This window comes from Candidatus Acidiferrales bacterium, from assembly GCA_035934015.1.
GTDB lineage: Bacteria > Acidobacteriota > Terriglobia > Acidiferrales > UBA7541 > DAHUXN01.
The window spans coordinates 131771-146936 of record DASYYH010000003.1; the positions used below are offsets into that span (position 1 = coordinate 131771).

Annotated in this window: 20 protein-coding genes; 8 read left to right on the forward strand and 12 right to left on the reverse strand. The window is 59.3% G+C overall.

Annotated features, from left to right (window positions below):
• The first annotated feature begins 567 nt into the window (after positions 1-567).
• The 4 genes from VGR81_00805 to VGR81_00820 all read left to right on the forward strand — a co-directional run bounded on the left by VGR81_00805 (position 568) and on the right by VGR81_00820 (position 2948).
• Positions 568-1620 carry a class I SAM-dependent methyltransferase gene (locus VGR81_00805; protein HEV2287472.1) on the forward strand — a complete coding sequence of 351 codons (1053 nt, stop codon included), beginning with the start codon at positions 568-570 and terminating at the stop codon, positions 1618-1620.
• A 60-nt stretch (positions 1621-1680) separates the two neighbouring features.
• Positions 1681-1968 carry a hypothetical protein gene (locus tag VGR81_00810; protein ID HEV2287473.1) on the forward strand — a complete coding sequence of 96 codons (288 nt, stop codon included), beginning with the start codon at positions 1681-1683 and terminating at the stop codon, positions 1966-1968.
• The gene (locus VGR81_00815) at positions 1968-2321 is read left to right on the forward strand and encodes an STAS domain-containing protein (GenBank protein ID HEV2287474.1); all 354 of its coding nucleotides are present in this window, start codon (positions 1968-1970) and stop codon (positions 2319-2321) included. Before VGR81_00810 ends, VGR81_00815 begins: the two co-directional genes overlap by 1 nt.
• Positions 2322-2432: 111 nt before the next feature.
• Complete coding sequence (locus VGR81_00820) at positions 2433-2948, forward strand: VOC family protein (protein ID HEV2287475.1); 516 nt, start codon at positions 2433-2435, stop codon at positions 2946-2948.
• Positions 2949-3179: 231 nt separating this feature from the next.
• Here VGR81_00820 and VGR81_00825 read toward each other — a convergent pair whose 3' ends face one another.
• Both VGR81_00825 and VGR81_00830 read right to left on the reverse strand, forming a co-directional pair.
• Positions 3180-3905: a hypothetical protein gene (locus VGR81_00825; GenBank protein ID HEV2287476.1), complete on the reverse strand. Its 726-nt coding sequence runs from the start codon at positions 3903-3905 to the stop codon at positions 3180-3182.
• Positions 3898-4230, reverse strand: coding sequence for a helix-turn-helix transcriptional regulator (locus VGR81_00830; GenBank protein ID HEV2287477.1), 333 nt, complete (start codon positions 4228-4230; stop codon positions 3898-3900). The genes VGR81_00825 and VGR81_00830 overlap by 8 nt, the downstream gene beginning before the upstream one ends.
• A gap of 175 nt (positions 4231-4405) precedes the next feature.
• On the opposite strand from VGR81_00830, the gene VGR81_00835 reads away from it, so the two are divergent.
• Positions 4406-4711, forward strand: coding sequence for a zinc ribbon domain-containing protein (locus VGR81_00835; GenBank protein ID HEV2287478.1), 306 nt, complete (start codon positions 4406-4408; stop codon positions 4709-4711).
• 108 nt (positions 4712-4819) lie between these two features.
• Here the strand turns inward: VGR81_00835 and VGR81_00840 are convergent, their stop codons facing one another.
• From VGR81_00840 to VGR81_00885, 10 genes are all read right to left on the reverse strand, one after another.
• Complete coding sequence (locus VGR81_00840; protein HEV2287479.1) at positions 4820-7282, reverse strand: ADOP family duplicated permease; 2463 nt, start codon at positions 7280-7282, stop codon at positions 4820-4822.
• A gap of 27 nt (positions 7283-7309) precedes the next feature.
• Positions 7310-7639: a MoaD/ThiS family protein gene (locus VGR81_00845; protein HEV2287480.1), complete on the reverse strand. Its 330-nt coding sequence runs from the start codon at positions 7637-7639 to the stop codon at positions 7310-7312.
• A gap of 4 nt (positions 7640-7643) precedes the next feature.
• Positions 7644-8066 (reverse strand): VOC family protein, encoded by a 423-nt coding sequence (locus VGR81_00850; GenBank protein ID HEV2287481.1) that lies wholly within the window; start codon positions 8064-8066, stop codon positions 7644-7646.
• Positions 8067-8103: 37 nt separating this feature from the next.
• The gene (locus VGR81_00855; protein ID HEV2287482.1) at positions 8104-8736 is read right to left on the reverse strand and encodes a hypothetical protein; all 633 of its coding nucleotides are present in this window, start codon (positions 8734-8736) and stop codon (positions 8104-8106) included.
• A 220-nt stretch (positions 8737-8956) separates the two neighbouring features.
• A complete protein-coding gene (locus VGR81_00860; protein HEV2287483.1) occupies positions 8957-10144 on the reverse strand; it encodes a hypothetical protein in 1188 nt (395 codons plus the stop codon).
• Positions 10145-10253: 109 nt separating this feature from the next.
• On the reverse strand, positions 10254-10967 hold the full coding sequence (locus VGR81_00865) for a hypothetical protein (protein HEV2287484.1): 714 nt from the start codon (positions 10965-10967) through the stop codon (positions 10254-10256).
• Positions 10964-11620, reverse strand: coding sequence for a hypothetical protein (locus VGR81_00870; GenBank protein ID HEV2287485.1), 657 nt, complete (start codon positions 11618-11620; stop codon positions 10964-10966). The genes VGR81_00865 and VGR81_00870 overlap by 4 nt, the downstream gene beginning before the upstream one ends.
• A gap of 177 nt (positions 11621-11797) precedes the next feature.
• Positions 11798-12211 (reverse strand): hypothetical protein, encoded by a 414-nt coding sequence (locus VGR81_00875; GenBank protein HEV2287486.1) that lies wholly within the window; start codon positions 12209-12211, stop codon positions 11798-11800.
• Between the two features lie 278 nt (positions 12212-12489).
• On the reverse strand, positions 12490-13146 hold the full coding sequence (locus VGR81_00880; protein HEV2287487.1) for a helix-turn-helix domain-containing protein: 657 nt from the start codon (positions 13144-13146) through the stop codon (positions 12490-12492).
• 172 nt (positions 13147-13318) lie between these two features.
• Entirely contained in the window at positions 13319-13867 is a 549-nt protein-coding gene (locus VGR81_00885) for an outer membrane beta-barrel protein (protein ID HEV2287488.1), read from the reverse strand.
• A 325-nt stretch (positions 13868-14192) separates the two neighbouring features.
• Between VGR81_00885 and VGR81_00890 the strand changes: the two genes are divergently transcribed.
• The 3 genes from VGR81_00890 to VGR81_00900 are packed head-to-tail and all read left to right on the forward strand — an operon-like array spanning position 14193 to position 15123.
• The gene (locus VGR81_00890) at positions 14193-14732 is read left to right on the forward strand and encodes a cytochrome c (protein HEV2287489.1); all 540 of its coding nucleotides are present in this window, start codon (positions 14193-14195) and stop codon (positions 14730-14732) included.
• Positions 14733-14752: 20 nt separating this feature from the next.
• Entirely contained in the window at positions 14753-14986 is a 234-nt protein-coding gene (locus tag VGR81_00895) for a hypothetical protein (GenBank protein ID HEV2287490.1), read from the forward strand.
• Between the two features lie 14 nt (positions 14987-15000).
• A complete protein-coding gene (locus tag VGR81_00900) occupies positions 15001-15123 on the forward strand; it encodes a hypothetical protein (protein ID HEV2287491.1) in 123 nt (40 codons plus the stop codon).
• Positions 15124-15166: the final 43 nt, after the last annotated feature.

Here is a 15166-nt window from a genome sequence, read left to right on the forward strand (position 1 = left end):
AGTTAACAGCCAAAGCAAAAGCAGGTCCCCGCCGCGGCGGGCAAGCTCGCCCAGGCGAGCAGGCCTCACCACCATTCGCGCCTTTTTCACGTTTGCCGCTTGCCGCGGCCACGCGACCGGGTTCGGGATGACAACCAAACGGCACTGGAGCGCGCGGCGGAGTGTAGCGGAAGGCGCTGACGTGTGACAAGTGATGAGTGGTGAGGAGGCGAAAACAGCGGTCAATGGCAGCCGCTAAACGGAGAAAGGCAACGCTTTGACTGCCCTCAGGGCAAGGCGGGACGAACACGAAATTCCTGAAGCAGAACGCACGGCGAAACGAACGTTTCGCGAACTCTTCTGTCGTTTGACAGTCGCGCTTGCTACCAGTACACTGCGACAATCCTGGGAGCGCTTTCTCACAGACCATTCCAAGTTGTGGATCGGGGTTAGCCGGTTTTTTTCAAAACAAAATGGCAACTCGGCGGCGAATTGCAGCGCCAAGAGATGCGACAACGCTGCCTCGCGGCCTGCCCAGGGGATGAAACAAGATTTTCACGGGGACAAATCTTTATGACGGAGGGGCGCATGAATCCGAAGAAAGCAGAAGAAATGGCGTTTCGCGTTGTGGGCGACATGGGCGGCGCGTTCACAATGGCGATGGGATATGTGGGCGACCGACTGGGGCTGTTCAAGGCCATGGCGGGCGCCGGCCCGATGCGCAGCGCGAACCTCGCGGCGCGGACGCAACTGAACGAACGCTATGTCCGCGAATGGCTGCGAGCCATGGTGGCGTCGGAATATATCGAATACGACGACACGACGGACATGTACCGAATGAGCGAAGAGCAAGCCTTCGTGCTGGCCAACGAAGACAGCCCGCTTTTCGTCGGCGGCGCATTTCATTTCACGACACCTTCGATTTGCAACATTGCGAAGATCGTCGAGGCGTTTCAAAAAGGCGGGGGAATTCCCTACTCGGAAATCGGCGAAGAAATTCCGCACGCCATCGAGCGCTTTTTCCGTCCGGGGTACGTCAATTTTCTGACTTCGATGTGGCTGCCGACGGTGCCCGGGCTGGTGGCGAAGCTCGAACGCGGCGCGACGATTGCAGATGTGGGCTGCGGCGCGGGGCAATCCACGATTGCCATGGCCAAGGCGTATCCAAAATCGCGCGTGCTGGGAATTGATTATCATGCGCCGAGCATCGAGCGCGCCAAAACGCTGGCCAAAAACGCGAAGCTTGAAAATGCCGAGTTTCTGCGCGCGGGAGCGCATGAAATTCCGGCAGGAAAGAAATTCGATTTGATCTGCAGCTTCGATTGCATTCACGACATGGTGGACCCCAAGGCCACTCTGAAAGCGATCTATGGGGCGCTTGCCGACGACGGCGTGTATGTGTGGTCGGAACCGAATGCCTCGGCAAACGCGCATGAGAATCGCAATCCGGTGGGCAAGGTGTTCCACTCGATCAGCCCGATGCACTGCATGACCGTCTCACTGGCGTATAATGGCGCCGGATTGGGCACGGTGATCGGAGAACAAGGCGCGCGGGCGCTGGCGCGCGAAGCCGGCTTCCGGCAGTTCGATCGGCTGGAGATTCAGAATCCGTTCAATCAGTTTTTCGCGTTGAGAAAATAGCTTCCGCGCAAGAGCGATGAGAGCCAGCGGCGCAAGCGGGAATCTGCCAAAGGAGAGCACGTGAGCGACTGGCACTATGCACAGGAAAACCGCGCGGAGGAATTGAGCGAGCAGCGCGTCTTCACCATGAAAAAACGGCAAGGCAGCGCAGAGGTCCTTTTTCGCATTACGCTGCGCGAATTTGCTGTGCCTCCTCCGGGACAGGCGGCGCGTTTTTTTGCGCAGGCGGATAAGGCGGTCAATCAAAAGACCGCCGCGGTGATTCCTTCCGGTTGGGGCGATACGGTTCTCGCAGCGCTGGGCGATTGCCTGCGAATGATCCGCCAATTCCCATACGAGGGCGACTGATGGAAAGCGTGCGCATTATTTGCAAGAACAGACAGATTGCACCGGGCGTAGTGGCCATCGAAATCTCCGGACGGCTGCTGATGGGCGCGGACTGCGTGCTGATTGACAGGCATGTTGAGGCGCTGATCGCGCAAGGACAAAAGCGCGTCATTCTGGACCTCAGCGAAGTTCGCTTAATTGACAGCGCCGGAGTGGGACAGGTGGTGAAGTCCTTTACAAGGCTCAAGAAATCCGGCGGCGATTTGCGCGTTGCGGGCGCGAGCGGCATGCTCGATGGCGTGTTCAAGCTGACGCAGGTGCATAAGGTCATCGGGATGTACCCCAATGTGCAGGAAGCTTCGCAGGATTTTTGAGCGGACGCCGCAGAAGTGAAAGACAGGGGCCGGTGTTCAGTGATCAGCAAACCACTGCGCCGAGAAGCTAAGGCTTCGAGGGGCTGTGCCCGCGCGATCTAAGGAGAGACAATGGAGCAAATTATTTCGCGAATGGTCGAGGATTATACGTGCGGGAAAACATCGCGGCGCGAACTGATTCGCGGCCTCGCTGTGCTGTGCGCTGCAGCTACGACGAGCACGACGATTGGCGCGACAAGCGTTGGCGCGGCACCAGCGGCCGCGAGTGGCACCGGCTTCAAGGCCGCCTCCGTGAATCATATTTCGTACCAATGCGACGATTATGCGAAGACGCGCGACTTCTACGCCGATTTGCTCGGAATGGAGCCCCACAACGATGATGGGACGCAGTGCTACATGCGCTTTGGAGAATCGGTGCTGATTCCGCGAAACATGAAGGATCGCGTGTCGCATACGGCGGGGATCGATCACATCGCATACACGATCGAGAACTGGAATCGCGAGGCTGTCGAAGCCGAGCTGAAACGCCGCGGGCTGAATCCGCGTCCGGACACGCAGGATAGTTTTCACGTGCGCGACATCAACGATTACGATCTGCAGATCTGCGGCCCGGGAATGAAGTTGTAGACAAGCGCAGTGGCCGGTTGTCCGTGACCGGTGGTCAGCGAGCCGACGCCGAGTGAACGGAAGGCTCGCGAAGGGCCCCAGGTCAGCTCTCGCAAACTCGCCACCGCACGAAACTGCAGATTCCTCACCGACGTTCGCCAACAGTGGGCGACCAGGTTCGGAATGACAACGAAAATCAAAGGCCGCGCAACTCCGCGAGACGGCCGCGCGCGGAAAAGTTCGCGCCACTCCTTAAGCGGCCTCGCGCTGAGCATTGCCGCGCAAAAACGGCAGAACTCCGACGAGCAGCGCAAGCCCCGGAATGACCACCCAGCTCAAGATCACGCCAGCGCCGTCGGGAATGAGCGTCTTGCCCAACGGGACTCCGCCGTTCATGCCACCGAGCACGTTTGCGAACTGTAAGACGATCATGAAAACAGCGAGAAAAACGAAAGTCGAGAAGAACCGTCCGGCGGCTTGTACTGCGCTGCTGCCTCCCACGCGGCGCGACCAATAGCCGCCCGCTGCGCCCAGAAATGGAAGAATGCAGAGCCACGGATAATAGAAGATCAACGGCCAATAGACGGCGCGAGCATCGGTTGGGCCTCCGTAAATTGAGATCGTGGTGAGGTGCGGACGAAGGCCGGCGATTTGAAACATGCCCAGCAGGGCGGCGCTGGCAAAGAGCATGGCCATTCCGGGGAGCCAAAAACGTTTCGTGTCGTCATTGAGGTTCATGGGGTTCTCCTTGCGGGCGCGGCGGAGATGCAAGCCGAGCCTCGCGTCTTCGTGCAGTTCAGCCAAAGCGCGATCGCCCGCGGCGGAGTCATCGAAACCGTCGCGGCGTGAAGATTCGTACAAATCCTCGAGATGGTCGCCGAGCTCGCGGGAAATTTCCTCGCGCTCGGCGGCGGAGAATCTCGTGTCCGAGAGCAAGCGCGTTGTTTCTTCGTGCCAATCGCAGCGCGAATCAGGCATGGTGAGCCTCCGCGAGACGGCCGAGAGCACGGAAAAGTTCGCGCCATTCTTTGCGCAGCGGCGCGAGTTTCCGGCGTCCACTGGCCGCGAGACGGTAATAACGGCGCGCGCGTCCCGCGGGCGTTTCTTCCCAGGCAGCCTTGAGCCAGCCGCGCGATTCCATGCGATAGAGCAGCGGATAGAGCGAAGCCAAAGTGAAACGCAATGCGCCATGCGTCTGGCGCTCGATGCGGCGCGCGATTTCGTAGCCGTGCAGCGGGCGCTCGGCGAGAACGGAAAGAATCGCCAGCTCGGCGCTGCCGCGTTTGATGTTTGCGCTGATCATGAGGCGAGTATATAGGAACACTATATAGAGACGTCCTGCTATTTCAGGCGCGATGCTCTATCGGTAACGCCGGCGGGCGTCGATGGAACGCCTGACCGGAAGGACAGTTCGCGCAAGCGGCACACGGCGCGATGGGAAGAGCAAAGCGGCGCGGCGGGCGCGGTAGAATCGGAACATGGAATGCCCCAAATGCAAGGCGCAGAATCCGGATACGGAGCAGTTCTGCCGCCGCTGCCACATGACGCTGCGCTATAAATGCCCGGCCTGCGGCGTTTCGCAACGGCACGGCGGGACATGCGACGCCTGCGGCGTGGACTTCGCCAAGTACGCCCTGATGATGGTGGCCAACGAAAAATCGCGCTCGGAGCGCGTGCACGAACAAAGCCGCGAGCGCGGGTCGCTCTGGAGACAGGTGTTTCTTTTGCCGGTCACCGGCGGATTTTCGCTGATCCGGTATTTCCTTGGCCGCGGACGCGCGTAGGTGCCGCGCAGCGCGTTGCAAAATCCTCAGAAACGATACGCCAAGCCAACTGACGGGACGGAATTGTGCGTCAGGCCGCCGGGCGTAGCGCGAGAAGCAGCGCGGCGATTATTCGGAGCGCAAGGCTTGCACGGGATCCACGGCGGCGGCGCGCATGGCCGGAACCGCGCAGGCCAGCGCCGCAGCGGCCAGAATCACGGCGGAGGAAAGAATGAGAGGCACGGCGCCAGGCGATTCCAATTGGGCGACGGCATTGCCGAGGATGCGCTCGAGGCCGAAGCCCAGCAGAAACCCCGCCGCAACACCGAGGCAGGCGATGACCACGCCTTCCCACAGGACGTTCGTCAAAATCCTGCGCGGATGCGCGCCCAAGGCGATGCGGATGCCGAATTCGCGCGTGCGTCCGCTGACCGAGAAAGCCAGAACGCCGGCGACGCCAACGATGGAAATCAAAAGCGCGAGACCGGCGAAGCCTCCGAAGACAAGGGCGTTCAAGCGATCCGGCGACATCACCTGGGTGCGAATATCCTGCAGCGTGCTGGCCTGCTCGACGGGCTGGTTGTAGGACATCTGATGAATCATCTGCGTGAGCGTGGGAACGAGGGCGTAAGGATCGCCCTTGGTGCGCACGAAGAGGCGGCCCGCCCAGCCTTCCTGATCGGCGGGCTGATAGACGGTCATCGAAGGCATGGGAATGATGTTTTCATCGTCGAAATCCGGAACGACGCCGATGATGCGGCGCGGCGCGTAGGCGATGCCGATGAATTTCATCACGCCGTCAGTCCAGCGCAGTTGATGATTGAGCGCGTCTTCGCCGGGAAATAACTGATCGGCGATGCTTTTGCTGACGATGACCACAGGCTCGGCGCCTTCGCGATCGCTGGCATTGAAATCGCGGCCTTCGATGATGGGCACGCCGAGAGTCTGAAAATAGCCGGGCGCGATGGAGCGGAAGTTCGCGCGCAAATCTTCCTGGCCGTTTTCGCGCGTGGCGCCTTCGACGGCAAATTGAAATTTGATTTGCAGGGCGTTGGTGTCACGCCACGGAACGCCGAAGCCCTGGGAGGCGCTGACGACGCCGGGAAGCTCGCTGACCTGAGTCTGCACGCGGCGATAAAAATCGCGCACCTGATCCGGCGTGCGGCCCTCGGTCATCACCGGCAAATCCACGGCGAGGACGTGCGCGGTCTCGAAGGGAGGCTGCGTTTTTTCGAGTTTCAGGAGAGTGCGCAGCAGCGCGCCGGCTCCGGCGAGCAAGAGAAACGAGGCGGCGATCTGCGTCACAGCAAAAATGCGCAGGCGGCGCTTGCTTCCGCCGGTGACGCGCGTGCCATTCGTCGAGAGGCTGAAGCCGCGCGAGGAATCGCCAGACGGAAGGCGCGGAACAAATGCGAGAAAAACGGCAGCAATCAGCGCGAGGCCGACTCCCATCCACACGAGGCTGAAATCAATGGGCATGTCGATCGCCCGCACGGAAAAACGCGCCGCATAGCGCGCGAGGATCCTGGCCATCGGCGCGGCGATAATCACACCCAGAAGCGCTCCGCTGCCGCACAGGAGCAGGCTTTCCGCCAGCAGCGAACGGCGCAGCGCAGCTGTGGACGCGCCGAGCGCGGAGCGGATGGCGATTTCGGATTCGCGGCGCACGGTGCGCGCGAGAATCAGATTGGCGACGTTGGAGCCAGCGATGATAAAGAGCAGACCGGAAGCCGCGAACAAAATCCACAGGATGGTCTCCGCGCGCGAGTTGATCTGGTCGTGCATGAGCGTGGCGCCGATTTGCCACTGGTCTTGCGACTTGTACACCTCAGGATGCGCGGACAGCATGGCGCCATAGACGACGCGAAGTTCGACGCGCGCGGCATCGAGCGTGGAGCCCGGGGCGAGGCGGCCAAAGACTTCCGTCATGCGATGCTCGCGGCCCTGAACCATGGTGGCCGAAAGATGATGCGGGCTGGTGACGATGTTGGCGATGAGCTGCGTTTCCACCGGGTACGGCACGGAAGGCTGGAGGACGCCGATGATGGTCGCCGAGCGCGTTCCCTGGATGCTGCCGAGGCGGACGGTCTTGCCGAGCACGGAAGGATCGGAATGCAGATCCGTGGTCCAGAAACGATACGTCAGCACAACGGCGCCGGCGGCGTTGGGGCCATCATCGCCGGGACCAAGCAGGCGACCGAGAACAGGATGCAGGCCCATGACGTCGAAATAATTGCCGTCGACGACGCCGGCGTGAACCTCGCGCGCTTCGCCAAGACCGAGGACGGTGAAGTCGATCTCAGAGAAAGTACCAAACTCCTTGATGGTCTTGAGGCGCGCACCGATATCCTGAATTTCGGGAATGGAGAAGGTGGCGTTCTCGACGCCCATGCCGGGAGCGCTCTGGCGAATGTAGAGCAGATGGTCTTCGTCGCGATTGGCCAGCGGCCGGAGGAGGACGCCGCGAACCACCGTGAAGATGGCGGAGTTCGCGCCGATGCCGAGGGCCAGAGTGACGGCTACGGTGAGCCATAACGCGCGAGCGCGAGACAGCGACCGCGTCGCGACTTTCAGATCGTAGAGAATTGACATGCCCTTACTCCTATCTGCACTATCCTGCTAGCCGCCGGCGATGGCGCCGATGACAAGAAACGGTTCCGCGCCAGATGCGACGGCTTCTGGCAGCGGCGTATCCTGAGACACGTGCGAATAATCCTGGGCGCAAGCGAAAAAGCGGACGTAGGCACGGCGCTCGTGCGTGGCGTGGTCGCGAATCGTGCCTTGCAGCATGGGATAGCGCGCCTCGATGGCGTCGAGGACAGAGCGCAGCGTGACCGGGCCTTGAACTTCGAGCTTCAGATCGCCATTGACGTGCGCGAGCGTGCGCAGATGCGCGGGAAGCGCGACGGTGACCGTCGAACGAGCCGTTGCGTGCGGCTGCGAACTCATCGCATCACGCGGATTGCTGCGCGACCTGCCGGCAATTCACCATCCAGGGAATGCCGAAGCGATCCGTGAACATGCCGAAGCGCGGGGACCAGAACGTCTCCTGCAGCGGCATGCTGATCTTCGCGCCTTCGGTGAGGGCATTGTAGATGCGCTCGGTGGCGGCAATGTCGTTGAGTTGAATCGTGACAATAATTCCGGCGGGCGTGTGGTAATGCGACGGAGGCGCGTCGCAGCCCATAAGCGTCTGATCGCCGGCGACGAGCATGACGTGCATGACCTTGCTCCCCCACTCCGGCGGGACATCCTGCCGGCCGGGCGCGTCGGAATAGCGACTGATGGACTGGATTTTGCCGCCGAGGGCCTGCGCGTAGAGATTGAATGCCTCTTCGCAATTACCGTTGAAATTCACGTGCGCGATGAGTTGCATCGTTTGCTCCTTCTCTGCTTCGATTCTGTTGCCCCAATTATCCCTTAGGAATTGCGAATGTTCCGTCCGACCACCTTCGCGTGCTGATAGGGAAAACATTAATCACGGGCAGCTCCTTGAGCCGAGGATACGCGTGATCGGATAAATCCCAGAAGGAAATGCTTCCAATCGGGGAGCCGGCCGCATTTGCGCCCCAAGAAGCGTCGTCTGACGCGGTGTAAAACATCAGATGGGGAGCGTTGTGTTTCCCCTTATCCGTAAGGTACGAGCCTTTGCCCATCATGTAGCTCAGCGCGCCTGGCTCCAAGGCGGGAAATTCCTTCTTGGCGAAGGAGGCGCTGAGCGCGGCGACGACTTCTGCTCTTGATTTGCCGGCCATGAGCAATTCGGTTTTTTCGCGGATGATGGGCAGAACAGAACGCACCGCAGGCGGATTGATGCAGTTGGCGCCGTGAACTTTCGGACTCCAAAATTCCGGCAAATCGAACGGCGCTCCAAAACCACGTTCGACGAAACAGACGAAGCCATTCGTGCCTGTGATGGCGGTTTCGTAGCCGTGGCGGCCGAGAACGAGGATCGTCGCATCGCGCGAAATCGATTCCGGCGCGCCGCTGCGCGCCAAAGCAATCTCCGCGTCACGGTTCATCAAATATTCGGAAACGGGAGCCATGCGGGGATATTGCGGCTGGGAATTTTGCGCTTGCGCCGCCCGCGGAGCCAGCGCGAAAAGCAAACCCGTGATTCCACAAATGGCGATTGCGAATATCCTGCTGCACTTCGATTTGCATTGCACCATTTTACTTTTTCTCTTTCTCTACCCCATTTCCCTACTGAATCCCTGTTCTGCTTTGCATACCGCCCCAGCCGAAGTGTGCGCTGCTTCCGGCGCGCTACGCCAGAGTTTGCACCTCCACTGAAAGCACGGCGGGAAGATCGTGGGCGATGGCGCTCCAGTTATCGCCGCCATCGGGAGAAACGTACACCTGCCCGCCGGTGGTGCCGAAGTAGATGCCGCATTTATCGAGCGTGTCCACGGCCATGGCGTCGCGGAGCACGTTGACGTAGCAATCGCGCTGCGGGAGACCCTTCGTCAACTCTTCCCATTCGTTTCCGCCAGTCCGGCTGCGGTAAACGCGCAGCTTGCCATCAAGCGGGAAATGCTCGCCATCGCTCTTGATGGGCACGACATAAATCGTCTCCGGTTCGTGCGCGTGGACGTCAATGACGAAGCCGAAATCCGTGGGCAAATTGCCGCTGACTTCGGTCCAGTTGTCGCCGGCGTCGTTTGAGCGCATCACGTCCCAGTGTTTCTGCATGAACAGCATTCCCGGGCGCTTGGGATGCATAGCGATATGATGAACGCAGTGGCCGATCTCCGCGCCGGGATCGGGAAGATAATTCGAGCGCAAGCCCTTGTTGATCGGCTTCCAGGTTTTGCCGCCATCATCGGTCCGAAACGCGCCCGCAGCGGAAATGGCGATAACAATGCGCTTGGGATTGCTGGGATCGAGAATCACCGTGTGCAGGCACATGCCGCCAGCGCCGGGCTGCCATTTCGGGCCTGTACCGTGGCCGCGCAAGCCGGAAAGTTCCTGCCAAGATTTTCCCGCATCGCCGGACCGGAATAGCGCGGCGTCTTCGATGCCGGCGTAAACCACGTCGCGCTCGGTGAGCGAAGGCTCGAGATGCCAGACGCGCTTGAATTCCCAGGGATGCTGCGTGCCGTCGTACCACTGATGCGTGGTGAGCGGCTTGCCGGTTTCGGCGGAAGTGTCGTAGACGAATTTGTTGCTCTCGCCTTTCGCGAAGCCGTGCTCGTCGACATTCTTCTGGCCGGGAGGAGTGCCGGGCTGAATCCAGGTCTTGCCGCCATCATCGGAGCGCTCAATGATCTGGCCGAACCAATCGCTGACCTGCGACGCGAAGATACGATTCGGGTCCACGGGCGAACCTTTCATGTGAAAGACCGGCCAGCCGGCAAAGAACGGGCCGCTGATTTCCCACTTGTCGCGTTTGCCATCCGCCAAGCAGACGAATGCGCCCTTGCGCGTCCCCACCAGAACTCGAACTTTGCTCATCACTCGCTCCTTCGCAATTTTTTGACTGCGCTCTTGCAGCTACACTAATCACTTCGGCCGTTACTTCCAAATTCCGTCACGGAGAAAAGCTATTCCAGCACTTCCAGCGTTACTCTGAGACTGCCGACGTTCCGTCCGACCACACTGGCGTAGCAATGATGTATAAGCTTACGGGGATGGGAGCGCCCGGAACATCTGGTCGAAGCATCTGAACCGGCGATCCAGCCAGACTTTCGCCCCAAGCGGTGCCTTTCGGAACGAAAAACATCAAGTGGGCCAGGTTGTGGTTGCCCTGATCGGTCAGATACGCTTCCTTAGACATCATGTAGCACATGGCTCCCGGCTCGAGAGCGGGCACTCCTTTGGTGCCGAAGGCCTTTTCTCCCGCCATGATTTGTTCTTTTGAATCGCCAGCCAAAACCAGCTCGGTCCTCTTCAGAAGCAGCGGAAGCATGGACCGCGCGGCCGGCGGATTGTAGCAGTCTGGGCTGCGATTCTTGGGATTCCAAAACTCGGCGCTGGCATAGCCGGCCCCCCAAGATCGTTCCACCAGGCATACGAAACCATTCGTGCCTTTAACGGCAGTTTCATAGCCATGCGCACCGAGAACCAAAATCTCGGCGTCGCGGGAGATGGACTCCGGCGCGGCGGTGCGCGCCAGAGCGATTTCGGCGTCGCGATCCGCCATCATGTACTGGCTGATCGGCGCCATCTTTGGATACGGACCATTGTTGTCTTGTCCCTGCGTTCCCTGAGGTGTCGCGAACGCAAGGACCAAAGCCAAAATCAGGAGAACCGTTGCGGTAAATTGCTTTCGACTCATTGGTTGCCCTCCGCAGGTGTTCCGTCCGACCACTTAGCCACGGGAACGATAAACTCCGTCATCGGCTCGGGGGCACCTTGAGATACATCTTGCCACCCTTGTATGACCGGGGAGTCAGGTAGACCGGCGCCCCAGGTCGCGCCGTCCATGGGCGGAACTTCAAACATCAGATGGGATAGCGGGCGCTTGTGATCGCCGTCGTACGCTTCTTTCGACATCATATAGCACATCGAAGCAGTTTCCGGAGTGGACAGTTCTTTCTTGTCGAACGCGGCTTCGATGCGCCGGATCACCTGGTTCTTGGACAGCCCAGCCAAGAGCATCTCTTGCCTCTTCTCCATGGCAGGTAGAATGGATCGCGCGGCGGGCGGGTTGTAGCAGATCGGAGCGCGAATTTTTGGATTCCAGAACTCCGGGTCGCCAAACGGTCCCCTCCATGATCGCTCTACCACACACACGAAACCATTCGTGCCTTTGACGGCAGTCTCGTAACCATGCGCACCGAGGACCAAAATCTCTGCGTCGCGGGAGATGGACTCCGGCGCGGCGGTGCGCGCCAGAGCGATTTCGGCGTTGCGGTCCGCCATCATGTACTGGCTGATCGGAGCCATGTTCGGATACGGCGTTTTGGAATTCTGGGCGCGAACCGGCATCGCCGCGCCCAGACCCGCCAATAACGAAAAACATGCAATCGCCCTGATTATACTGGGGGTCAATGTGTTTCTCCTTTGAGATGTGGTTTTGGGCCCCACAAAAAGCAGACCCTTCTCGCATCCCTGCCCCCAGCAAGGCGCGCAGACTTCAGTTGCAGCTTACGTTGATGCGCAAAGCTAAGCTTTCGCTGCTCCAGCTTGCTGCGGTTGCATCATCTTCATCATCTGACGCATCGCAGCCATCTGCCCCGGCGTGCGCTTCTCGCTCCAAGCTTCGAAGCGTTCCGCCGCTTTCTCCAAATGCGCGACAAACTGCTTGTTCGCAAAACGCTGACGCGCCTCCGGAATGGTGGGCTTGATGCGTTCCCACACGCCGACAAATTCGCCGGTGGTTTCAAAAAACAGATCTTCGTTGAGCAGACCGTGGTTCAGCATCGCGCAGGCCTGGTCCCAATAGCTGACCACCATCATGAAAAACGCGCCCTGTTCAGAACCCATCGGGGCGATTTTCATGGCATCGTCAAGCGTCTCTGCGAAGAAATTCTTGAAGAACCAGTCGCGCGCCTTGCGCAACCGCTCTTCGCGGCGCAAATCGTAAAGTTTCAATTGAAGTTGCGCCTGCTCGTGCGTCGGTTTCGTTTCCATGGTCTCTTCTCCTTATTCGTTTTTTTTCTCAAGATCTTCCGGAATGCCCGGCGATCAGCTTCACTTCGAAAGCCGGAGCCGCCAGTCCTCCATACGGGAATCTCGCGGTTACGCGCGGGAGCGTGCGCTGGATTCTATCACCGCAGTTCCCTTCGGAAAACTTCAACCTAGATTCCCTTCTCGTGTTGCATTTCGATTACAGAATTCTTTCGATTCCGTAAAAATCATGCGTGTCCGTATTGCGGGGTCGCCGCGCCTCCCTCGTATGGATTTCGCACGAGCCACAGAGGAAAACCCTGCTGGGAACGATCGGCTTGCACATTCAATCCCCATGGCCACCGGATGGTGCGGGGCTTCGCATCGCGGCTCTCAAACTGCAAGGTCCCGGCGGCGGCAGCCACGAAGCTCGGCAAAAATCCTACGGGATCGCGCGCGCGCCAGCGGCGGCGAACTTCGGCGATGACCGCGCTGCGATTTTCGGCCATTTTCGTCACCAATTCCGAGGCCGCGCCGGTATGTTCGTGATTTGTGGCCCAAACGAGGAGATCCAGGATGACGGGCGCGAGGTCGATTCCCTTCTCCGTGAGGTAATAACCGACGCGGCGGCCATCGGCCGGATCAGGCTCGGCAACGAGGATGCCACCCGCCTGAAGCTTGCGGAGGCGATCGGTCAAAATATTCGTGGCGATGCCTTCGCCGGATTGCTGGAATTGCTTGAAGCTGTGATAGGCGCGAACCATGACGTCACGAACGATGAGCAGCGACCAGCGGTCGCCGACAAGTTCGAGGGAGATGTTCACCGGGCAGCCCGAACGATGCTCCGAATAAGAATACGCTGAAGCCGGAGGCTTGGATTTCGGGCTGGATTGGTTCGTTGGCACGGGCGAGACTCTAGCAATGTCACTTGCATAATGCAAGTGATATTTTCGGGTATTTTAGAACGCCATTTTTCGCACATTGGGGCATGGCGAAGCGGGTGGGTGTCCGGGCCGGCTGACTGCGCCGGCCCGAATTCCCTGCCCTAAGTTTTGCTATGAACTGAAGCGGAAGGTCTTACTTCTGGCCGAGGTTGAAAACGATGCTAATGGTGACGCGTTCGGTCTTGGTTTGGGAGCCGCTCGTATTGACACCAACATAATCAAACTGCGGTCGTAGCGCGATTTTGCCGTCTTTGGCGATGCCTATGTCTGTACCGCCACCAAAGCTATAGGCAAAGTTGCTGCTTCCCGGGACGGTGACGCCTCCGGAAGTGATGGAGTTTTGATGGGCGCCGCCGAACAACGCCTGAACGAACGGCACGAACCTATCACTCGAGCGGAACGAAACGCGAGGTCCAAACATATACGACTCGAACGTCAGGCCGACTCCGCTTTCCGTCCCGTGATAGACGCCGAAATCGCCAACGACGCCGAACATGCTGGTAATGTTGTAGGCTGCCGAACCGCTAAACCCGTTTGTGTTCAGGCCAGACGCGCCGTTTGAGCCATTGACGTGCAGGTACGAATAACCGAAGGCTACGTCCGCCTTGGGCACATCCTGCGCATGCGAAGTCATGGCCACCAGGCAGAAGGCAAGGGCTATCCAAATGAGCTTCTTCATCATGTATCTCCCCTATATTCTTTGAGTTGCACCTATGCTTAAGGTGCTGGCCGGTCAGGCTCACCCCAGGTTCCGGCCACATCGTCCTGGCATGGACTTCGCCAGGAAATTCGCCTGCCAATAGCGTAAGACAAGAAAGGGGACATTCAAACGCGGTTTCGAGTCCTGGTATCCAAAAGCAAACTGTCCTTGCGTACAATAGACCATCCCTTAACCGCTCGGGACGTCTGCTGTTTTGTCTTGATGTATGATGGGCGGGGATTTGCGCAAGCAACGGAATCAAATCGCAGGGAAAAGCCGTCCCAGCAGACATTGATCGGAGGGTGCGATGAAGGGTTTTATGCTCGGAGTGCTGGTGACACTTTTCGTCGCAATTGGCGCGGGACTTTACGTTGCCGAGACGGGGCGTATGGACATGCGCGCGGATCAGCAACCTTCCGCTACGGAGACGCGGCTGGCGATGCATGCACTGGATGAAAGCGTGGATCGCAGCGCGCCGCACTTGACGAATCCCCGCCCGCCGACAGAAGCGAATCTGGTGCACGGCGCCACGATTTATCTGGAGCATTGCGCGATGTGCCATGGCGATCCGGTGCATACGCGCTCGCCGCTGGCGGATACGCTCAATCCCCCGGCGCCGCAGTTCGCCGAGGATGCGCCGGACATGCCGGCTTATCAGAACTACTACATCACGGCGCATGGAATCCGCTGGACAGGCATGCCGGGATGGAAAAATGTGCTGCGCGACGACGAGATTTGGGACGCAGTGACATTTCTTTCGCACATGGGAAACCTGCCTCCGGCAGCGAAATCCATTTTCGCGCTGAATGGACAAACGACGGCTGCTCCGGGAAAGCGCACAAAGTGAAAGGCTGGCGCAGAGAACCGGTGAAGCGAATTCGCACGGGTAAATCGTTTTCGCTGCTCGTATATTTATTTTTGTTTGTCGTTGGCGGCGGCTGCGCGGGCGGTGCGCTCAGCCTGCTGCTTCTGAAGCTGAAATTGCTCGGCGACCCCGGCGGACAGAAAGTGATGTTTCTGCTCGTCTCCGTAATCGGCCCCCTTGCCGGGCTGATTGCGTTCGTTCTGCGCTATGGCAAGCGGCTCAAAGAAGGAAGCTGAAATGAGGAGGAATTGTGGCAAAAGAGGCGAGCCGGAAGCGCGTGGGAGCGAGCGGCGTTGGCGAGTACATCGGAAAAACGCCGAAAGAGGCCACGATCCACAAAACAGATAATCAGCTCCATCACAACTGCCTGTGATATGAGTCACTGATGTGCGTACGCACAGAAGAATAGACTTTCG